The 20,410-nt window shown below is 69.9% G+C and carries 17 protein-coding genes and 2 pseudogenes; 14 read left to right on the top strand and 5 right to left on the bottom strand.

Annotated features, from left to right (window positions below; translation table 11 throughout):
- Positions 1 to 144: 144 nt before the first annotated feature.
- Positions 145 to 393 (top strand): hypothetical protein, encoded by a 249-nt coding sequence (locus tag IEZ17_RS28175; RefSeq protein WP_189304916.1) that lies wholly within the window; start codon positions 145 to 147, stop codon positions 391 to 393.
- 208 nt (positions 394 to 601) lie between these two features.
- Here IEZ17_RS28175 and IEZ17_RS28170 read toward each other — a convergent pair whose 3' ends face one another.
- A complete protein-coding gene (locus IEZ17_RS28170; RefSeq protein ID WP_229852729.1) occupies positions 602 to 982 on the bottom strand; it encodes a hypothetical protein in 381 nt (126 codons plus the stop codon).
- Positions 983 to 1,116: 134 nt separating this feature from the next.
- On the opposite strand from IEZ17_RS28170, the gene IEZ17_RS28165 reads away from it, so the two are divergent.
- From IEZ17_RS28165 to IEZ17_RS28140, 6 genes and pseudogenes are all read left to right on the top strand, one after another.
- Positions 1,117 to 1,683 carry a histidine phosphatase family protein gene (locus tag IEZ17_RS28165; RefSeq protein WP_229852727.1) on the top strand — a complete coding sequence of 189 codons (567 nt, stop codon included), beginning with the start codon at positions 1,117 to 1,119 and terminating at the stop codon, positions 1,681 to 1,683.
- Positions 1,641 to 2,015, top strand: a pseudogene (locus IEZ17_RS28160) (SDR family oxidoreductase); the annotation flags it as partial. The gene IEZ17_RS28165 and the pseudogene IEZ17_RS28160, both read left to right, overlap by 43 nt.
- A gap of 476 nt (positions 2,016 to 2,491) precedes the next feature.
- A complete protein-coding gene (locus tag IEZ17_RS28155) occupies positions 2,492 to 4,153 on the top strand; it encodes a sensor histidine kinase (RefSeq protein WP_189304984.1) in 1,662 nt (553 codons plus the stop codon).
- On the top strand, positions 4,150 to 4,818 hold the full coding sequence (locus IEZ17_RS28150) for a response regulator (protein ID WP_189304913.1): 669 nt from the start codon (positions 4,150 to 4,152) through the stop codon (positions 4,816 to 4,818). Before IEZ17_RS28155 ends, IEZ17_RS28150 begins: the two co-directional genes overlap by 4 nt.
- Positions 4,819 to 5,201: 383 nt before the next feature.
- Positions 5,202 to 5,978, top strand: coding sequence for an ABC transporter ATP-binding protein (locus IEZ17_RS28145; protein WP_189304911.1), 777 nt, complete (start codon positions 5,202 to 5,204; stop codon positions 5,976 to 5,978).
- Between the two features lie 119 nt (positions 5,979 to 6,097).
- Positions 6,098 to 8,662 carry an ABC transporter permease gene (locus IEZ17_RS28140; protein ID WP_189304909.1) on the top strand — a complete coding sequence of 855 codons (2,565 nt, stop codon included), beginning with the start codon at positions 6,098 to 6,100 and terminating at the stop codon, positions 8,660 to 8,662.
- 141 nt (positions 8,663 to 8,803) lie between these two features.
- Here the strand turns inward: IEZ17_RS28140 and IEZ17_RS28135 are convergent, their stop codons facing one another.
- Both IEZ17_RS28135 and IEZ17_RS28130 read right to left on the bottom strand, forming a co-directional pair.
- On the bottom strand, positions 8,804 to 10,366 hold the full coding sequence (locus IEZ17_RS28135; RefSeq protein ID WP_229852725.1) for a carboxylesterase/lipase family protein: 1,563 nt from the start codon (positions 10,364 to 10,366) through the stop codon (positions 8,804 to 8,806).
- 367 nt (positions 10,367 to 10,733) lie between these two features.
- Positions 10,734 to 11,438 (bottom strand): CatB-related O-acetyltransferase, encoded by a 705-nt coding sequence (locus IEZ17_RS28130; RefSeq protein WP_373299963.1) that lies wholly within the window; start codon positions 11,436 to 11,438, stop codon positions 10,734 to 10,736.
- A 594-nt stretch (positions 11,439 to 12,032) separates the two neighbouring features.
- On the opposite strand from IEZ17_RS28130, the gene IEZ17_RS28125 reads away from it, so the two are divergent.
- On the top strand, positions 12,033 to 12,782 hold the full coding sequence (locus IEZ17_RS28125; RefSeq protein ID WP_189304907.1) for a PIG-L deacetylase family protein: 750 nt from the start codon (positions 12,033 to 12,035) through the stop codon (positions 12,780 to 12,782).
- Between the two features lie 78 nt (positions 12,783 to 12,860).
- On the opposite strand, the gene IEZ17_RS28120 is transcribed toward IEZ17_RS28125, so the two are convergent.
- Positions 12,861 to 13,076: a hypothetical protein gene (locus IEZ17_RS28120; RefSeq protein WP_189304905.1), complete on the bottom strand. Its 216-nt coding sequence runs from the start codon at positions 13,074 to 13,076 to the stop codon at positions 12,861 to 12,863.
- A 534-nt stretch (positions 13,077 to 13,610) separates the two neighbouring features.
- On the opposite strand from IEZ17_RS28120, the gene IEZ17_RS28115 reads away from it, so the two are divergent.
- Positions 13,611 to 14,174, top strand: coding sequence for a rhomboid family intramembrane serine protease (locus IEZ17_RS28115; RefSeq protein WP_189304902.1), 564 nt, complete (start codon positions 13,611 to 13,613; stop codon positions 14,172 to 14,174).
- Positions 14,175 to 14,727: 553 nt separating this feature from the next.
- On the opposite strand, the gene IEZ17_RS44250 is transcribed toward IEZ17_RS28115, so the two are convergent.
- Positions 14,728 to 15,621: an FAD-dependent monooxygenase gene (locus IEZ17_RS44250; protein ID WP_308427718.1), complete on the bottom strand. Its 894-nt coding sequence runs from the start codon at positions 15,619 to 15,621 to the stop codon at positions 14,728 to 14,730.
- Between the two features lie 79 nt (positions 15,622 to 15,700).
- Between IEZ17_RS44250 and IEZ17_RS28105 the strand changes: the two genes are divergently transcribed.
- The 5 genes and pseudogenes from IEZ17_RS28105 to IEZ17_RS28085 all read left to right on the top strand — a co-directional run bounded on the left by IEZ17_RS28105 (position 15,701) and on the right by IEZ17_RS28085 (position 19,996).
- A complete protein-coding gene (locus IEZ17_RS28105) occupies positions 15,701 to 16,132 on the top strand; it encodes a hypothetical protein (RefSeq protein ID WP_189304900.1) in 432 nt (143 codons plus the stop codon).
- 500 nt (positions 16,133 to 16,632) lie between these two features.
- Complete coding sequence (locus tag IEZ17_RS28100; protein ID WP_189304897.1) at positions 16,633 to 16,935, top strand: hypothetical protein; 303 nt, start codon at positions 16,633 to 16,635, stop codon at positions 16,933 to 16,935.
- A gap of 450 nt (positions 16,936 to 17,385) precedes the next feature.
- Positions 17,386 to 17,681, top strand: a pseudogene (locus IEZ17_RS42950) (transposase); the annotation flags it as partial.
- A gap of 149 nt (positions 17,682 to 17,830) precedes the next feature.
- Positions 17,831 to 18,337, top strand: a complete 507-nt coding sequence (locus IEZ17_RS28090) for a DUF3995 domain-containing protein (RefSeq protein WP_229852723.1) — start codon at positions 17,831 to 17,833, stop codon at positions 18,335 to 18,337.
- Positions 18,338 to 18,676: 339 nt separating this feature from the next.
- Positions 18,677 to 19,996, top strand: coding sequence for a C2 family cysteine protease (locus IEZ17_RS28085; RefSeq protein WP_189304896.1), 1,320 nt, complete (start codon positions 18,677 to 18,679; stop codon positions 19,994 to 19,996).
- Positions 19,997 to 20,410 lie beyond the last annotated feature (414 nt).

Here is a 20,410-nt window from a genome sequence, read left to right as displayed (position 1 = left end):
TGACAGCGCTGATGAACACGGTACCGACACGAGCATCGCCGCTGTGCGCCGATGCCTCGACAAGGTCAAGATCTGAGTCGGCCCGCCGCCTCTGGCCCTGACGTAAGGGTGCCGCAGCACAGTGGTGCGGATACCTTCAACGGCATGGACTTCAACATCACGGCGGAGGAGGAAGCTCTTGTCCTCCGCGTCGCCGCTTTCGTCCGGGCCGGCCACTTTCCCACAGATGACGACATGGCGGACGAACTGGGAGAAGAGGTCCGCCCGCTCTTGCAGTCACTCCTCGAGAAGGGCTGGCTGGTCGTCGAAGAGGAGCGGGCACTGAGCTTGTCGCCGATCGCGCGTGCTGCGGTGTCGAGCCGGCGGGACGTCGGGGGAACAGGAGAGTCGTAAGACCACCGGTGTGGTTCCCAAGGACGGTCAGGACGGCTGTGGTCTGAGGAAGTCGGCGTCCTTGTCGTTCGGCGTGTTCGTCGGCAGAGATCCTTCCGGATGTCACCCACGAGAGCGCGCACTGCCCGCCGGTGGATCCGGCGGGCAGGTAAATGAGGCGCGACGCCGGACCGCCGGAAGATCGCACTCCCGGGGTGCGGCGCTTGTGTCAGCGGCCGAGGCCTCTCCCGTTGAGGACTCCCCGGCCGAGGCCTCTCTCGCCGCTCACGACGATGCCGCTGATGTCGCCCCCGGCGGTCTGCCTGAGGTTGAAGATCGTCTTTTGGTTGTCGATAAAGATGTTCGTGCGGCAGCCCTCCGTGGAGGGGAACAGGAGGCTGAACGACGGCGAACACCGAACGTGCTGATCGAAGACCTCGTCGCCCCCTCCGGCGCTGGCCGTGCCTGCCGCTGACAGAAGCAGCGCACCGGCCCCAAGGGCGCCCGCGACCACACGCATTGCCTTGCCCATGGCGGAACTTCCTTTCTGTCCTGATCCCGGCGTTGTGCCGGGATCACCGCGATAACGGGCCAGTAACAAAATGGTCACGCTCCGTTACTCCGTCGCGGTGACGGCACTGTGAGGTGCATCAGAGGGAGACTGGTGGCTCGACTCGAATGGGCGATGGGGAAAACGGTCGCCGCCGGCTGGGGCTCCGATCGCCGAAGCCCGGGGCGCCGCCTTTGGCCACCCGCTACCTGTACCTGGCGCGCCATGGCGAGGCGCTGCCGGACGAGAGCGGACTGTCCGACAACGGCCGTCGGCAGGCTGTCCTGCTCGGCCGTCGGTTGGGGAACCGCCCCATCTCGGTGGTGCATCACGGGCCGCTGTCCCGGGCCGCGGAGACGGCGCGCCTGATCGGCGAGCGCCTGGACGGTGCTGCGGTCACAGCCTCGGAGAGTGCCGGTGACTGTGTCCCATACTTCCCGGACCGAGATGAACTGCCGTCCGACTGCGCCGACTTCCTCTTGCGCTTCCTCTCCTGGTCGACGGCCGAGGACCACGAACGCGGTCCAGTGTTGGCACGTCAGGCCCTGGAGCAGTTCACTGGCCCGGTGGCAGACAACGGGGAACGCCACGAGTTGGTCGTCACCCACAGCTTCCTGATCGGCTGGCTGGTCCGGCACGCCACGGACGCCCCGAAGTGGCGCTGGCTCGGCCTCAACCACGGCAACGCTGCCCTGACCGTCATCCGCTATACGCCAGGCCGGCCGGAGGCTCTATCGGCTTCGTCCTATCCCTGTCCGTGAAGTCCCCGTGGCCGAACATGAGCGTGTCCAACGGGCTCCGTCCAGGACTCGCCATGGCCGCCAAGACGTTGGCCGACGGACTGGGCCCACGCGGCATCAGGGTCAACGGCTTCGCGGTCGGCTCCATCGCCACCGACCGCCTGACCCAGCTCGAACAGGCAACGGGCGATCCCCGGCAAACGCGCATCCAGCGGACGGCCGACACACCACTTCGCCGGTATGGCACGCCCGAGGAATTCGGGCGCTTGGCAGCCGTCGTCCTGTCGCCCGGGGCCTCTTACACGGCCGGCAGCATGATCCACATCGACGGAGGCGCGCTCCGTTCCTTGTGACAGGCGACCGGCCACCGGAAGTCGGCTTCACGTGCTCGCAACGTCCCGCTGGTTGGCGTGATACTCCGGCTCAAGTCCGAACCGGGTGAGCGTTTTCCCACCTCATGTTGAGTGTGACGAAGGGTGATGACGGGGTCGGCTCGCGTGCGGCCTCCGTACCGATCCCGGCATCGCCGAGCCTCGGCGCCGAGCAGAGGTCCGGCGGCCGGCCGGCGGGGTCGCCGGTGATGTGGTGCGAGCCCGCACCACGGGCAAGAGCTGAACGACGCCGAATGCCACCTCCACAACGACGAAATGTCACCGCAGCCGCGTGGCACCGTGAGCCGGCGCGTGCGCCTGGCCGTCTGCCTTTCGGTAGAGCGGTGGATCCCCCGTGAGGCGCACGCCTCCGTAGCTTCTGGACATCGATACTGGTCACTGTGCCTCTCGCCAGCCTCTTCAGCCATCTCGCCCGATATCGCCTCCCTGCGGGAGCGATGCGGGGAAGGGCCGGGCGGGCGGGGGCGGAGACGGTCGGCGTGGTCCTGGCATCCCTGGCCGTGTATGGGGCGGTCACGCGGTTTGAGTACCTGCCGCACCCCGGGTTCCAGTTGCCGGCGATCGCGCTCGGTGCCGCACTCTTCCCGCTGCGCCGCCGCTTTCCCGGTCCCGTGCTCCTGACGCTCGCGGTGCTGATCGGCCCCGCTCCGTGTCTGGGACCGATCACGGCGGCGACGGCGTACGCGGTCGCCCGCCGGACGGTCCCGGCCCGGCGGCTGAGCGGGCTGCTGGGCGCGGCCGGTGCCCTTGTCGTGGCATCCGCGACGGTGGCCGCGCCCTGGCTGGGTCTAGGCCCGATGCTCTACGGGCTGGCGCTCGGCTTGGTGCTCACGCCGACCGCTGTGATCGTCCCGGGCCTGGTCGGTACCGCGTACGGGCAGCAAGGCCGTCTGCTGCGGGCGCTGCGGGAGCGCGGCGACGCGGCGGAACGGGCCCGCCGGCTTGCGGACAGCGAGGCGCGCATGCACGAGCGGTCCCGTATCGCCGCCGAGATGCACGATCTGGTGGGCCACCGGCTCAGTCTCGTCTCGCTGCACACCGGCGGACTGGAACTGGCCTTGGCCCGAGCCGCTCCTGAACTGCGCGAGGAGGCGGTGCTGGTGCGGCAGGCCACCCGGGACGCGATGCGTGAACTGCGGCAGGCGCTCGGGGTGCTCGGGCCGCTCGGCCGGGACACCGGGCCGGATGTGCTCACGGATGCGACCGGCTCACGCGCCGACATCGAGACACTGGTGGCGCAGTCCCGCGACGGAGGGATCGCCGTACGGCTCGACTGGACGGGGCCGGATCTCGATGCCCGCCCGGCGCGGGTACGGCGCGCGGTGCAGCGGGTGGTGCGGGAGGCCCTGACCAACGTGCACCGGTACGCGAGCGCGGCGCACGTCGCCGTGACGGTCGTGCACGGTGACGAGGACGTGCGGGTCACCGTCCGCAACGGTGCTCCGCCGAGGCCGCCGGTCGCCGCCGAGGGCAGGGGCACCGGTCGCGGTCTGACGGGTCTGCGGGAGCGGGTGGAACTGCTCGGTGGGACGTTCCATGCCGCCCCGCTGCCCTCCGGTGGGTTTCAGGTGGATGCACTCGTGCCGGCCGATCCCGGTGACGCCGTCGTCATGGAGCGGTCCGGCCCGCTGCCTGCGGTGTCCGGGACGGCGGAAGGCGATGCCCCGTCAGGGACGGCGGGCAGCAGGGACGGTGAAGGCCCACTACCGGCCGGTCGTCGGACCATCGAGGCGCTGACGCTCGCCTTCGGGCTGGTGGCGCTGTGCGTGCTGATGGTCCTCGAGGTCGGCTTCGTGTACGCCGCTCATCCCCACAAGAACGGGCCGCCGCCGCTGCCCCGCGTCGGTATGACCTACCAGGAAGTAGCGGGCACGGGCGTACTGGACAACGCGGCGGTCCGGGCCGCGGCCACCGGCCACGAGCCGCCCCGCCCCCTCGGCTCAGCCGGTTGCATCTATCCCTTCAACGGCGCCACCGAGAGCCGCCCCGGCGGCCTGACGGTGGCCCGCTACTGCTTCGACGCCTCGCAGCGTCTGATCGCCATCGACCGTTTCACCGTCCCGTCGGTCCGGGACGCCGTACCCTGGGAGACCCCGTGACCGAGCCCACCCAGCCGATCCGCGTCCTGCTCGCCGACGACGAAACGATGGTCCGGCACGGTGTCCGCCTGATCCTCCGGCACGCCGACGGCATCGACGTCGTCGCCGAGGCATCGGACGGGCGGCAGGCCGCCGACATGGCCGCCGCCCACCGCCCTGACGTGGCGCTGGTGGACATCCGGATGCCGGTGTGCGACGGCCTGGCCGCGATCGCACCGCTGCTCGCCCTCGATCCCGCGCCGCGGATCGTGATGCTGACCACGTTCGGCGAGGAGGACAACGTCGTCCGCGCGCTACGGGAAGGCGCTACGGGCTTCCTTTTGAAGGATGAAGGGCCGCAGGAGCTGATCAGCGCGGTCAGGGCGGCTGCGGCCGGCGACGCCGTGCTCTCCCCGGGTGTGACCGGGACGGTGATCGCCCGGATGCTCCGCGGCAGCGAAGCCGATACCGCAGTCGGAGAGGACCGCATGGTCCGGCTCACCGCCCGGGAGCGAGAGGTTCTCGCGATGCTCGGCGAGGGGCTGTCCAACCAGGACATCGCCGGTCGGCTCGGCATCGGGATCGGCACGGTGAAGAGCCATGTCGGTGCGATCCTCGACAAGACCGGTTCGGCGAGCCGGGTCCAGGCGGCGCTCCTCGCCCATCAGGCGGGCCTGACCTCCTGACAGGAACCGGCAGGTGACGGGCACCGCCATGGGCGCCGGCCCGGGTCCCTGCCCGGCCAGCTCCTTGCGCGTGAGCAGTCGGAGGCCGCGGTCGGAGTCGATCCGTTCCCCGGCCGGCGATAGCGGCGGCTGTGCACAACGGTCCCTCGCCGTTTCCCTGGTCCGGCTCGCCTCTCTCCAGAGCGTGCCTCTCCCCAAAGGCAGAGCACCACCGGCCGCGGCTCTGCCCCAAGACGGAGAAGCCCCCGGCGGGCACTTACCTCGGACAGACACCAAGTCCAGCCCGCGGAGCGATGTTTCCGCAGATGAGCGCCGTGAGGATGGGTGTGACCCCAGGCCCGCCGCACCTCCTTGCGGGCCGTCGCACCCCAGGTGGAGTACCCATGTCGCAGACGTTCCCTTCCCCCGGCCTTCCCGCCACCGAACCAGCCGCCCGCGCCACGGGCCTGACCAAGGCGTACGGCAACGGATCGACCCAAGTCACCGCCCTGGACGAGGTGTTCGTCGAATTCGCGCGGAGCCGGTTCACCGCCGTCATGGGCCCGTCCGGCTCCGGCAAGTCCACCCTGATGCACTGCTTGGCCGGGTTGGTCCCGGTGACCTCCGGTTCGGCCCGCATCGGCGGCATCGAACTGTCGTTGCTCAAGGAGCGCGAGCTGACCCAACTGCGCCGGGACAAGGTCGGGTTCGTCTTCCAGGGCTTCAACCTGCTGCCGACACTCACGGCGCTGGAGAACATCACGCTGCCGCTGCGACTCGCCGGACAGCAGCCCGACACCGCTTGGCTGGAGACCGTCATCGCCACCGTCGGGCTGGCCGGCCGGCTCGGTCACCGGCCCGCGGAACTGTCCGGCGGCCAGCAACAACGGGTCGCCGTGGCACGCGCCCTCATCTCCCGGCCCGAGATCATCTTCGCCGACGAGCCGACCGGCAACCTCGACTCACGGTCCGGCGCCGAGATCCTCGGCTTCCTGCGCGACTCGGTACGGGAGCTGGGACAGACGGTGGTGATGGTCACGCACGACCCGGTGGCCGCCGCATACGCGGACCGGGTGGTCTTCCTCGCCGACGGCCGCGTCGTCGACGAACTGCACGAACCGACCGCCGACCGCGTCCCCGACCGGATGCACCGGTTCGAGGCCCAGGACCACACGCGCTGACCCCTCCCCGTCCCGGACCGCACCCGGCGCTCCTCGCCCTGCCCGAAACCCCCGCGGATCCTCCCGACGCTCAGGCGCCGCACCACTCCCGTACCCTCCGGACTCCCGAAAGCTCCTCCATGCTGAGAACAGCCCTGCGCAACGTCCTGGCACACAAGGCCCGTCTCGCCATGACCGTCCTGGCGGTCAGCCTTGGTGTCGCGTTCGTCTGCGGCACCCTCGTCTTCGCGGACTCCTCCGCCGCGGCCTACCGCGCCGCCGCGTCGAAGAACTTCGCGGACATCGCGGTCACCGTGACCCCGAAGGACCCCCCGCCCGGGGCCACCGCGAACCAGGGCACCGACGTGCTCGACGATGCTCTCGCGCGAAAACTCACCGACGTCCCCGGAGTTGCCCTCGTCCGGCCGTCGGCCGACGGCTCGGCCACCCTGAACGCCGCCGATGGCACTCCCCTCCGGGCCGGCAGAGCGTGGGCGAATCTGGCCGGCGCCTACGTACCGGGCAAGGACGGCAGGGACAGCCGCTACCCGCTGGCCAAGGGCCACGCCCCCCGCAACGGCGACGAGCTCGCCGTGGACAGCGCAACCGCCGCCGCCGGCCACTTCGGCATCGGCGACGAGGTCACGCTGGCCACCGACGGCCCGGTCATGACCAAACGGCTCGTCGGCATCGTCACCACCAAAGACACCCGCGTCACCGCCGGCGGCACCCTCGCCCTGTTCGACAAGGCAACCGCCCAGCGGCTGTTCGCGTCCCCGGGCAACTACACCGGCATCGACCTGTCCGCCGCACCCGGCACCGACCAGTTCACCCTCGCCGACCGGGTCACCGCCGTGCTCCCCGCCGGCCGGGCCCAGGCCACCAGTGGCGCCGCCCAGGCCACCCGGCAAGCCACCTACGTCGACACCCTCACCCGCGGCTACGAGAAGCTGCCACTGGTCTTCGCCGGGGTCTCGCTGTTCATCGGCTCGTTCCTCATCATCAACACCTTCACCATGCTCGTATCCCGGCGCACCCGTGAGATCGCGCTGCTGCGGGCGATCGGCGCAACGCGCCGCCAGGTGGTCCGCAGCGTGCTCTGGGAGGCCGTCCTGCTCGGCCTCGCCGCATCGGCGACCGGATTCCTGCTCGGCCTGGCCATCGCCTCCGTACTGCCCGACATCCTGAGCACCGCACAGGACACCCTGCCCCACGGACCTCTGGTGATCGGCCCGCGCCCCGTCGTGGCAGCGCTCGGCGTCGGCGTGGGCGTCACCGTGCTCGCCGCGTGGCTGCCCTCCCGCCGGGCAGCGAAGGTCGCGCCCATCGAAGCGATGCGCTCGGCCGAACAGCCACCCTCCACCACCCGATCCCGGATCCGCGGCGTGGTGGGCCTGGTCCTGCTCGCCCTCGGCGCCGGGCTGCTGATCTCGCTCACGGGAGTCAAGGACGCCTCGGTGGAGAACCTCCAGAGCGCGATGTTCGGTTGCGCCCTCCTGGCCATCGCCATGATCGTGCTGGCGCCGCTGCTCGCCGCCCCCATCATCAGGCTGACCGGCAGGCTGACCGGCCGCCTCGGAATCACCGGCCATCTCGCCCGCGAGAACGCGCTGCGCGACCCGCGGCGCACCGCGGCCACCGCCTCCGCCCTGATGGTCAGCACGGCACTGGTCGCCGGACTCGCCGTCATCGGCAACTCCACCGGGCAGGCCCTCGACCACCAGGCCGCCGCCGGCCTCGGCGCCGACCACGTCATCAGCACCCGCACCCCCACCACCCGCATCGACCCCGCCGCCGTACAGCGGGTGGCCGACGCCTCCGGAGTGCGGATCGCGACCGCCGTAGCCGACTCCACCCTGTTCACCGGCGGCCAGGTCCGGCAGATCTCCGGCATCGACCCCGACACCGTCAACGCCGTCATGAAGCTCGACTTCGTCAGCGGCTCCGCAAAGGACCTCGGACCGGGCCGCATCGCCGTCTCCACCACCATCGCCCGGCAACACGGCCTCAGCACGGGCAGCCACCTCAACGCCGGCATGGGCAGTAGCCAGGACGTCAAGCAGTACACCGTCGTCGGCATCTACAAGGACAACCCCGTCGCCCACGACGCGCTGGGCACCCGAACCGAAGTACAGAGGAACAGCACCACACCCCACTCCGTCCAACGGATCCTCGTCCGCACCGACAACGGCACCGCCTCCCGGACCACCGAGACCCGGCTGCGCACGGCGGTGGGCAACAACCCGCTGCTGAAGGTGCAGGACCGGGCGGAACTCGTCCACGAGGCCGCGGGCACCATGAGCAACCTGCTCACCCTGATGCACGGACTGCTCGCCATCGGCGCCGTGATCGCCGCGCTCGGCATCGTGAACACCCTGGCCATGTCGGTCTCGGAACGCACCCGCGAGATCGGGGTGTTGCGCGCCATCGGCATGGACCGCTCCGGCATCCGGCGGATGATCCGCCTGGAGTCGGTGACCGTCGCAGCCTTCGGCACACTGCTGGGCCTGGCGGGCGGGCTGTTCGGCGCCTGGGCGGTCGGCGCGCTGGCCAACGGCGCGATGGAGCAGTACGCCCTGGTGCTTCCCTGGGGGACGCTGCTGCTCGTGTGCCTGGTGTCCCTCGCGATCAGCGTGGTCGCGGCAGCCGTCCCCGCCCGCCGGGCAGCCGCCCTGAGCCCGCTGGCGGCCGTCGCAGACACGTAACGCACGGCCCCCGCCCACTCGCGCCACCGCCGGGCCGCACCGTCGACCTCTCCGACACACGACGCCGACTCGGCCCAGCAGGACAAGGGCCCCGGCATCACTCTGCCGGGGGCCTCGGCGCCTGCGGCCCCGATTTCCGGTTCAGGGCCGCAGGGGTGAGAAGTCTGCGTGCCGCCACAGGGCACGGGCCGCGGTGTTCTGTGCCCCAGCAGGGCTGTCTCCGGTGTCCCAGACATGGGGCGTTGTCGTCGGGCCGTTGAGGGGGGACCAACCGGGGTCACCAGTGGTGGCGAAGCTGACCCACGCTCCCCTCATGCGCTGGGACAGCTCATGGTCCGCGGTATGGGGTGGACCTCCGATGAGGAACTCGACACTTTCGAGAGTGAGGTTGCCGAAGGCAAAGGGGATGTCGGCGCAGTGCCAGGCGCGTACCACTCCCTCAAGGCCCTTGCGGTGGCGGGCGAAGCAGGACGTGAACGCTCGGCCACCGGCCTGAGCGTGCCGCTCTGCCAGTCGGTTGGTGTACTCGCTGAACAGCAGGTCACCGAAGATCGCAAGGTGGATGTCGCGGACAGGGGCATCGGGCATCAGCTTCCGGTAGCCCGGCACCAGATCAACGGGGAGGTGGAAGTCCTGGGCGAATGTGGCCAGTTGCTTGTCCGTGGTGACTTTCGCACCGCTGCCGACGGCGTCCATCAGCCAGTACTCCTCAGTGGTGTGGGACACCAGAAGGTCCACCGCCTCCGAGGCTCCGGCTGCCGTCGCGGACAGCGGGTCGCTGGGCAGGATGTCTCCGTCGACGACCGGACCGTAGATCACAGGGTTGTAGTGGCGGCGCCCGGAACCCGGATCTCGCCGGTAGCTGCCGACGACACGATCGGAGGCTGCGACCAGTGCGTGCGGGGGCGCGGACGTCAGGTGCGTGGAGGTCGCGGGGATACCGGCCGCCGCGGCAACCCTCCGGGTGGTCTCGACTGCGAGTTCCATGGAGTAGCAAGGGCCGACGACGCTGTGGGCGATGACGCGGCGGAACAGCCCGCGTGCCCGGTCCATCACCATCAGGCAGGCAGCCGAGGCCGCCCCGGAGGACTGCCCCGCTACCGTGACATTGGCCGGATCGCCACCGAAGGCGGCGATGTTCTCGCGTACCCACCGCAACGCGGCGATCTGGTCGAGCAAGCCCCGGTTCTCCGGGTACGGCGGCTCGGCACCGGGCGGAATGTGACCGAAGCCTTCAAAGCCGAGTCGGTAGTTGAAGGTCACCACCACCAGCCCTGCACCGGCCAGCGCGGTGCCGTCGAAGTCAGGCTGTGCGGAAGAACCGAAGGTGTAGGCACCACCGTGGATCCAGACCAGAACAGGCACCGGGTCACTGTCGGATGCCGGAGCCCAGACGTTGAGCGTGAGGATGTCCTCGTCGCCCGGCGACCAGGACGGCGCCCCTGGAAGCCGCGCCGACTGCGGGGCTACCGGACCGAAGTCCTGGCACTCACGGACACCCTCCCACGCCTGAACCGGACGCGGCTCTCTGAAGCGGTTGATCCCAAAGGGCGCGGCAGCATAGGGAATACCGAGGAACGCCACGATATCGGGGGCCGGCCGACGGCCCCGAACCAATCCGTCTTTCGTTGTGCGGACATCCACGGGCTTCCTCCACCACAAGACGTAGTCGGCTGCCCGGAGCAACATCAACGCATCGAGCATCCCATCGAATACGGCTCCCAGCCTGCCAGGGAGGCAGAGTCCAGCACCAACACCGGAGTCTGACCGATTGACAGACTTGCGATGTCAATCAGTGGCAGGCCGAAGCTCTGTTTGCTCTGCCTCACCGCCCTGGCCATTGACCTGTCTCAGGTGATTTCCAGGTTGCCGGCGACGGTGGAGGTCGCGGTGTGGAGGACGGCGTCGAACGCCTCGAAGACGGGAGTGTGAAGGTAGGCACTTGGGATCCGGATGCGGTCGGGGACCGAGGCGAGTCGGGTGCGGCTGGAGGGGGAGTCTGCGACCGGCGTGAATCTTCGCCGGTCGCCGGTCGGCCGCCGCAGAGCCGGTCGTCGCGTGCCGGGGTCGTTCAACGGTCCGTCGCGCTGCTGGGCGGTGGGTCTTGAGGTGACTTTCCCGTGTGCCTGGGCGCCGCGTTCTCCAGGTCGTCGATGCTGCCGGACATGATCGTGCGGATGTGTTCGGTGATGTGTGGGAGCGGCCAGTCCCACCAGGCCAGTTCGAGGAGGCGGTCGATGTCGGCGTCGCTGTAGCGGCGGCGGATGAGGCGGGCGGGGTTGCCGCCGACTATGCCGTAGTCGGGGACGTCGTCGACGACCACGGATCCGGAAGCGATGATCGCTCCGTGGCCGATGCGGACGCCGGGCATCACCATGGACCGGTATCCGAACCAGACGTCATGGCCCACCACGGTGTCGCCCCGTCCGGCCAGGCCGGTGATGAGGTCGAAGTGCTCGGACCAGGAACCGCCCATGATGGGGAAGGGGAACGTCGAGGGGCCGTCCATACGGTGGTTGGCGCCGTTCATGATGAACCGCACACCCTCGCCCAGCGCGCAGAACTTCCCGATGACCAGCTTCTCCGGCCCGTAGTGGTACAGCACGTTGCGAGTCGCGAAGGCGGTCGGGTCATCGGGATCGTCGTAGTAGGAGAACTCTCCGACCTCGATCAGCGGCGAGGTGATCAGCGGTTTCAGCAGCACCACCCGCGGCTGCTCGGGCATCGGGTGCACCACGGTCGGGTCGGCGGGAACAGGTGAGATCACGAATTGCATCCTTTCTGGCGGTACGTATGGAGGTCCAGCCCTGGCGGCGGACGTCGGAGTCGCCTGCATGGCCAGGTGAGCGCCCCGGGACGAGGGCGGGCGACAGATCCACGTCCGTACTGGTCAGTGTCCCAGAGCGGGTACAGCGTCCCCTCACGATTGCCGGCTGTGCATACCCGCTCCGTCCGGCGGCAGGCCCGGTGGGGTCTCCAGCCGCAGTACGCCCTCAGCTGACGGCGGCGCCGGACCACTTGGGCAGTGGGCTGAGCAGGTCCTCCGAGGACGTCGGGCTGTTCCCGCGTGTCGAGGAACTCGTCGAGGGACCGGTGGACCGCGGTCACTGCCGTGGTGGCGGCCCGTTGTGCGAGCGGGGAGATCCATCTGCCGGGAGTGAGGCGGCGGACGAGGACGGACAAGGTCAGGCCGCGTCCTGCGCGCGGCGGATGATGAGCTCGCGGACCTTCGGGGCGGCCGATCCCTGCGAGGCCGCGGGCGGAGACAGCGCGGGCGCCGGCGAGCATCGCCGAACGCTGCGGCCCGATCCACGAAGATCTGCCGGACAGGTCCTACGCTGCCCCCGTATCGCGGACGAAGGAGACCGAGATGGCCGAGACCGCCGGCGCACCCGCGCAACTGGCCGAGATGCCCACCGACTGGCAGCGTGCCCTCGCGATCGTCGCTCACCCCGACGACCTCGAGTACGGGGCGTCGGCTGCCGTCGCCACCTGGACCGACGAGGGCCGTGACGTCGTCTACGTGCTCGCCACCCTTGGCGAAGCCGGCATCGACGGCATCGAACCCGCCACGGCCGGCCCCCTGCGCGAGCAGGAGCAGCGGGCCGGCGCTGCCGCCGTGGGCGTGTCCACGGTCGAGTTCCTCCGCCATCGCGACGGCGTCATCGAGTACGGCACCGCGCTGCGCCGCGACTTCGCGACCGCTATCCGGCGCCACCGCCCCGAGCTGGTGCTGACCCTCAATCACCACGACACCTGGGGCGGTGTCACCTGGAACACGCCTGACCACCGGGCCGTCGGCCGTGCCGTCCTCGATGCCGTCGCCGACGCCGGCAACCGCTGGATCTTCCCAGAGCTCGTCGAGGACGGCCTCGCATCGTGGAACGGAGTGCGATACGTGGCCGTGGCCGGCTCGCCGCAGCCCACGCACGCCGTCGACGCAACCGCCGGATACGAGCGAGCCGTCCGATCGCTGCTGGCACACCGCACCTACATCGATGCGCTCACCGACCAGGACCCCGAACAGTACTGCCGGTCGTTTCTGAAAGGCAGCATGAAGGCCGCGTCCGCCCGGTTCGGCGGACGCCCCGCCGTGTCCTTCGAGCTTTTCACCCGCTGAAGCCGCGTACGGAGGCGGGCCCGTCCTGCCGGCCTCGAAGGCTTCCGTATGCGGAAGGCGGTCGTGTCCCTGCCGCGGTCAATGCTCCACGGTGACGACGATCTTGCCGAACTGGACGAAGGCCGCCGCCGGGGGGAGTCGCTGCGCGTCCTTGGCGATTTCGAGCATCGTGTACGTCCGCATGTTCAGTGCGGGGATGCTCAGGTCGAATCCGGGATAGGGGGTGGGCGCTCCGCTCTGGGTGCCCCACAAGCACAGTGCCCCGTCGGCGGCTGCGTGGAGCGCAGGGAACATACACCGCCGCACCGCGATGGACGAGGTGCCCCGGTCTGCTCGACGCCCTCACCACACCCCAGGCCAAGGGGCGATGACCCAACGCTGCCGCCGGAAGCGGATGCTCGGTCGGGAGCAAGGGAGCAAGGGAGCAAGGGAGCAAGGGAGCAAGGGAGCAAGGGAGCAAGGGAGCAAGAACAGGGGCGGAAAAACGGGCTGAGTGCCGATGGGGGAGGCCAGAGCTCCTCGTCAGGGCCGGGATGCGGCTGCCGGCAGTGACAATTGTCGTACCCAATCCGTGATCATCCGCTCTGGCGTGGGGTCTTGCCCGATCGGGATGATGGTCACGTGGGCGGGCAGGGCCGCCCGAGGTTGTTCGAACGGGGGTCGGCGATGTCGCCGCATGAGATCGGGTTGTACGCGAGCGCTGCCGTGGTGGTCGGCGTGGGAATGCGGACGTTGGTTCTGGTCAGCCCTACGACCGGTTCCGGAGGCGGAGGTTCGGCGGGTGGTGGTGCCGGGCCGGGTGAGGTGCTCGCGGTTGTCCGTGCCGCCTTGGCACGGCGGCCCTGGGGCACCATCACGCTGTTCGCCGTGATGGCGGTGATGGCCGTGGTCCAGTACGCGGTGCCCGCCGCTGTCAACGACCTGATGCGCCAGCCAGGTGCGCTGTCCAACGGGCAGTGGTGGCGTGCCGGAACCGCACTGCTGGTGCAGTCCTCGGGAATCACGCAGATCGCGTTGAACCTACCGGCCCTGCTCGTGGTCGGCGCCGTCGCCGAGTCGGCGCTCGGCCGGTGGCGGACCCTGGCCGTCTTCCTCACCAGCGGTGTCCTCGCCCACGTGGTCAGCCTGGCGGATTGGTCGCCGCGAGGCGGCGGCGACTCCGTGGCCATCTGCGGTCTGCTCGGTGCCCTGGCCGTCACCTGCCTGTTGCGCGGGAACGCCCTTGGCCTGACCTTCAAGGACAGCTGGTACGCGCTGATCGTCCCCGCAGCCGGTCTGTTCCTGTGCCTCGTGCACAACAACCACGGTGCCGGCCTGCTGGCGGGCTGCCTGCTCGGCCTGGCCATCACCGCCCGTATGAGGACCAGGCTCCCGCAGCCCGCCGCAGCGTGACGTGCAACTGCCCGGGTGCATGCCGCCGGTTCCGCGCAACACCGACTCCGACGACTCGCACACCGACCTGATCATTCGTCAGATGTGGAACGGGGTCTGCCATCAGCGGTGATCTTTCGCGGTGCGTCGACCGCCCCGGCTGATGCGCGGCCGTTGAACTGCTGGATTGCCGAAAGGGAGTTGCTCAGTCGTTGCTCAGTCGGCTTCAGCCGCGATCCTGGTGGGGCGACCGTGCCTGACGGCCGCATGACGCGTAACGGGATCGTGGGGAAGGTCGGCCACCTGGCCGGCCCGGCGGACGTGCCCGATCGGTGCGGCTCCTGTCCAGGGGGCGTACGGTGCCCGCCGGGCACGAAGCGCACGTAGCGACGGCAATCTCTCCAGGGTAGATGTCGCCGGTTTTCGGGAATGGAGTGGAGGCCGGCGAGGAGCCTTCAGCCGGCTCACCCACGACGCCGGCAGAAACGGCGCGCGCCGGCCAGGCACTCCGTCGGACCCGCGGACATGGCTGGGGACGAGATCGACCTCAGCCACGACCGGACGGACGACTGCGTCAACTCGCTTGAAACTGCGTTGTCGCGCCCAGGGCTTCGCCTGCCTCATCAGGGACCAGGAAGCCCTCGACGCCCTCTGACGCGAACGTTGCTGCGGTGCGCAGATGCGTCGGCGCCCGACCCGAACCGGACCGCCGGACGAGCCGGGGCCGCGGCAAGACGCGTCTGCGCGAGCGAACTTGATCGCGTTCAGCCGCCGCGTTCAGCGGAGTTCGGGTGGCCGCCTGTTGCCCGGTCGTCGACCCTGGCCATCGCCGACGGATTGCGGTGGTGGTGTCGGCGGTGTCGGGGACGGCGGTGTGCCGGCTGATCCGTTGGTGCCGAAGAGTGGGGGACAGGTGTGAGTGTCGGCGGCCGATGTAGCGGTCGGGGCGGATGAGGAGGGAAGTGCCGTCCGAGGCGTCGTATGCGCCGTAGGCGTGGCCTTGTGTGTCGATGACGTGGGGGCCGGGCGAGGTGTGGGCGGGGCGCAGGACCGCGTAGGCGTGCGGTCGGTCGGGGGCAAGGGCGCCGAACGTCAGGTGGGTGGCGTGGGGGCCGCGGTAGAGGTCGAAGAGTCGGACTGTTTTGCCGTTGGCGTCGGTGACGGGGGCGTCCGGTGCGCGGTCGCCTGCCACTATGCGGCCCTCGGTCGTCCGGTAGGTCACGTCCAGCTGGCGGGTGTTGGCCCCTCGTTCGTGGGTGTCCTCGGCTCCTTCCCGGTACTTTCGCAGGAGTTGGGAGCTGGTGCCGAGGACCCGGTCGGCTGTGGTGCGACGTTCGGATTCGTAGCTGTCGAGCAGTTCGGGTGAGCCGTCGGCCAGTTTCCAACCGAGGTTGTAGGCGTCCTGCACGCCGGTGTTGAGTCCTTGCCCGCCGGTAGGTGGATGGACGTGGGCGGCGTCGCCGGCGATGAAGACCCGGCCTGTGCGGAAGCGCTCGGCGAGGCGGATGTTGGGCCGCCAGACCGGTCGACCAGGCCAGTCGGGTCAGTTGGACGTCCGCACCGAGTGCGTCGAGCTTGCCGAGAGCGATACGTTGGCCGCCACTCCCGGGCATCTGTCGGACTTCACCGATCCGGAGGCAGTACGCGAGCACGTCGCGGTCTACGTCCGCCTCTACCGGGAGCACGCCACGACGATGCGCGCCGCCCAGGAGGCGGCACTGGTCAGCGAGACCTTCGCCGCCACGCTGGACGGGTTCGCGGCCGGCGAGATGGCCGACATCTTGGACCACGTCACCTCCGTGTCCGATGCCGGGCGGCAACTACCCGCCTCGCCGGAGACCTCGCTGCGCATGGCGTTCGCCCTGGTCCACACGTTCTTGCAGACCTGGCAGCGGCAGCCCAGCCCGTTCACCGACGAGGAAGCCACCGAAGCCCTCACCCGCTTCGTCTATCGCGGCCTCAACGGGCGCGACTATTAGTGCCCCTTCAGGCAACGTTCGCCTTCTCGGACTCCGGGTGCCACGTAGATCGACAGGTTGATGTATCGATCGACACCATCAGAGTGCGCGCAGCTGAGGCTGTCGATGCTGTAGCTGTTGCGCGTCAGGAGCCTGGTGCGTCTCTCGCGCGCGACGACAGGGTCGCGCGTACTGCTGCGGACGAGTCGCGCCCGGCCGGGGATCGGGGCGTCGTCAGGGCCGTCTTCCACCCTGCCTCACTGGTGTGCCTGCCGTCCGGCAGGCTGTCGCGGCGGTCCGGGCCACGTACGGTCGCAGTCGCACTTCCGTGAGGGTCCGGCACGACGACATATGGCCAGGTGCGTTGGCTGAGCGTGCCCCACGCAGGGCAGTGCGGAGGGGCTTCGGGCGGGAACCGACACCGGGCGACGTCACCGTGATGGCCCGCGCCGACCGGCGGAACCGTCCGACCGCGGTGAGGATGAGCGGGACAGGACGGGGGGAAGCGAAAGGATCTGATCATGTTCCGCTCGATTACCACGGTACTGGCCGGTACCGCCCTCACCGGCCTCCTGGGCGCCGGCATAGCCAGTGCCGCGCCCGTCCAGGCCAAGGCCCCTGCGGCCGTCACCCAGCAAGCGCGAGGCGGCGGCCACGGCGGCGGCCACGGCTGCGGCCACGGTCACGGCGGCGGCGTCGGTGTCGGCGGCGTCGGCGCGCCTGACGTCGGCGTCGGTGTCGGCGGCGTCGATGCCTGCGCCACCGTCGGTGTCGGCGGCCTCGGCCGCAACGGCGACGAAGGCGTCGGTGTCGGCGGCCTGTGAGGCTCTCGCTGCTGTTCCCTCCCGGCGCCCGTCTCGTGCGGGGGCCGGGATGCTGCGGCCGACGGCAGGCACAAAGTGACTCCCCGTGGTTCCCCACCTCGCCAGGCACGTGCTCATGCGGGCGATGGTCCGAGACTTTGGACGGGAACTGTCATGGGGCGAGTACCCGTGGGGCCGACGCTGGTTGGCGGATCGGGCTCAACTCAACGCGAACAGGAACTCGGCCCGGCTGTACCGGAGAGTGGGTTTCGGCTCCGCTCCTGCCCGGCTTGTGGAGCTGAGGGTGTGATCGTTCCGCCGGACCGTGAGTCGGCCGGTCTGGGGTGATCTGCCCCGATCGGCCGCCACACGGACGGGACGGCGGAACCCGTGTGGGTGCGGGAGATCGACGACGATGAGGGCAGACGGCTCCTGCGGATCATCCGCCGGGGCACTGGGTCGGTGGAGCCCATACGCATCGCGATGGTGTACGACAACTACTCCCCGCACCTGACCACCCGGCGATGCCACAGGGCGGCGGACCGGGCCGAGGCCGATAACGTCGAGATCGCCTCCACCTCGACCAACTCCCCCTGGCCGAACCGCATCGAGGCCCGGTTCACGGCCTTGCGCTACTTCCCCGTCGACGGCACCGACCACGCCGACCACAAGGACCACGGCAGCATGATGCGCCGCTACATCTGGCGGAAAAGCACGCACAGGACGAGCGCCTGCGCGAGGTGGTCAACGGGCCGAACGTTGCCTGATGCGGCACCAGGCAGTACCCGACGGGGCCTGCGGACGGCCTGGTGATGCCTGGCGGAACGTCGGTCGCCGTGGTCGCTGTGGTCGCCGACTCCATGGCAGGCGCGCTGGGTTCTCGGCATTGCCGGCGGCTGCGTGCCACGACCGTGGCATGCTCCTCGCCATGCAGGAAGATTCGCAGGACAAGGCAACGCCGGGGTTGTGGGGGCGTATTGCGGCTACTTGGGCAGTCGCCTTCGCCGTGCTGCATTTCTACTGGGCGCTGGGTGGCAGCTGGGGGCTGAGCGTCTCGGCGGGGCCCCTGGCCGAGGAACGCCCCGGGTGGTTCGTGGTGGTGGGATTGTGGGGCGTGGGGACGCTGTGCCTTGTCGGCGGTGTGCTGGGATGGCTTCTCGCCCAGCGGTGGCCTCGTGGCGCAGGAGGACGGGTGGTCGTGTCCCTGGGCTGGTGTGCCTGCGCAGTGCTGCTGGTGCGCGGTATCGCCGTCGAGGTGCTGCTGCTGACCGGCGCGGCGGGCCAGGAGATAAACGTAAGCGCGGCACAGCGGCTGTGGACGCTGGTGCTGTGGAATCCCTGGTTCCTGGTCGGCGGTCTCGTCTTCGGCCTGGCTGCACGGGATTTCGGCAGAGCGGAGCGCCCGGGCAGCGGCGTGATCTGACGATGTATCGGGGAACATCAACAGGACGTTCGAGAGCGTGGCGTGAACGACGCACTGGACACCCTGCTGACCGTACGGTGCGTGCAGATCGATGACGAATGGGAGACAACCGGCGGGTGGGCAGGCCCCCGAATCTCACCGACGCCGAGCCGGTCACCCACGCGATCGCTCACTCGCCGCTCGGCTTCCCCGGCTGGGCTCGATAGGGGTCACCGAGCCGCCCACTGCCGACCGGATCGGTTTGAGTCGAGCTGAGCCCTGGGCAAGGGCGGCGACCGGGGCGCCGAGCCACCCGCGTACCCTCGTTGGCCGAGGTGGGAGACGGACGGGGGACAATACGTGGCTTACCACCGCAATAACTGGCGTCAGGTCGTCAACAAGGCCGCGCCGTTCATTCCCGGCGGCGACATGCTGGTGGACGCCGTGAACGTGGTGCAGGGGATCAGCGACAGCGTCGGCCTCGGCCGGCTCCAGTACGTGCAGGGCGGTCACCCGGTGGTCGAACTGCCCTGGCAGCCGCCCGGTCCGCCACCGGACCCGCAGCGGGTCGAAGCGGTCGTCCGCCAGACATGGGATGTGCTGTTCGCCGACGAGCGGCAGTACGGCGCGCGGTCGCTGCTCGACCAGGTCGGCAACCTGCTGACGCCGCTGCCACCCACCGAACTCGACATGGTGGTCCGCCGGTTCGGGACACAGGGCCTGGAGCGCTGGGAATCCCTCACCCACGTCGAGGACGAGCACGGTGAGCCTGCGTACGACTGGCGGCGGCAGCAGGAGCTCTTCGGCTGGCTGCTGCGCACGGTCAGCCCGTACGGGGCGATGCTGATCGGTACCGGGATGTCGTGCAGTCAGCCCGACTACGACGCCGCATGCAGCGGGTGCCAATGCGGCGACCACGGCTGGGTACTGCCCGAGGGGCCGTTTGCCCAGGTGGACGGGGCGTACGTCACCGAGAACTGGCAGTGGGTCCCGGGCTCGACCGAGGCGATGTCCTGGCAGGACATGGAACAGGGCAGTTTCGGGGACTGCTGGCTGCTGACCAGCATGCAGGCCGTGCTCCAGGCCAATCCGCAGCACGCCCCGCGACACTTCCGGCAGGAGGCCAACGGCACCGTCACCGTCACCCTTTACGACGAGGGCAGCCCGGTCGCCCTCACCCTGGTGCCCGACCTGCCGTACGGCCATGGCAAGCTCTGGGGTGCCAAGGGCCACAGCGAGGACGCCCGTTACGCGGAGACCTGGCCGGGCTTCTTCGAGAAGGCTGCCGCCCGGTTCCACGGCACCTACCACGACATCGTCCATGGTGGTCCCCCGAGCGACGCGCTCACCCTGATCACCGGCCGCGTGGGGCAGAAGCTCGACCTCAACTCGCCATGGATCATCCAGGAGATCGCCGACCGGAAGTCGCGCGGCCAGGCACTCGTCGCCACCACCGTCGCCGCGCCCAACGCCGACCCGGGCGATCCCGCGGAGATCGCGGGCGGCCGGCTGGTCCAGAACCACGCCTACTTCGTCAAGGACGTGGACCCGGCCGGCGGTCGGATCTGCCTGGGCAACCCGTGGGGCGACATCGCGACCCGCAAACTGTGGGAGTGCTGGCTGACGCTGCAAGAGGTGGGTCACCACCTGGTGCAGATCGACGCCGTCGACACCTGGTGACGCCCGGACGTCACCGTCACGGTCACTCCCGGACCGAGCGCGCGCCTGGCGGAAGTCCTCGCCGTCCTCGACGTTGCCGCCGGGCGGGGTGTAGTGGGTGGAGTCGGCACGGTCGCGGCGGATGAGGGCGACATCGTCGCCGCAGAAGACGAGGGCCCCGGCGCGGACCTTGATTCGGGAGAAGGGGACCGCCGGCTCGTCGGGAGGGGTTGTCATGGCGGCCGGTATCGCGGTCGATTTCTTCGACCAGCGGGCTCGGGGTGCTCGTGGACAGGTCGTTCTTCGCCGCGACGGCGGTCGGGAGGCGGCGGGTGGGGGAGAGGGGACGTGGGCGTGATGCGTCATGAGGTGCCGGGCGCGTACGCTGTGGGACGGCACGGGGCGGCCCGGTGCAGCGCTGCCCTTACGAGTCGC

The organism is Streptomyces albospinus, from assembly GCF_014648695.1.
Lineage (GTDB): Bacteria > Actinomycetota > Actinomycetes > Streptomycetales > Streptomycetaceae > Streptomyces > Streptomyces albospinus.
The sequence above is the reverse complement of the archived record's forward strand: the minus strand, read 5'-3'. Positions and strand labels throughout refer to the sequence as shown.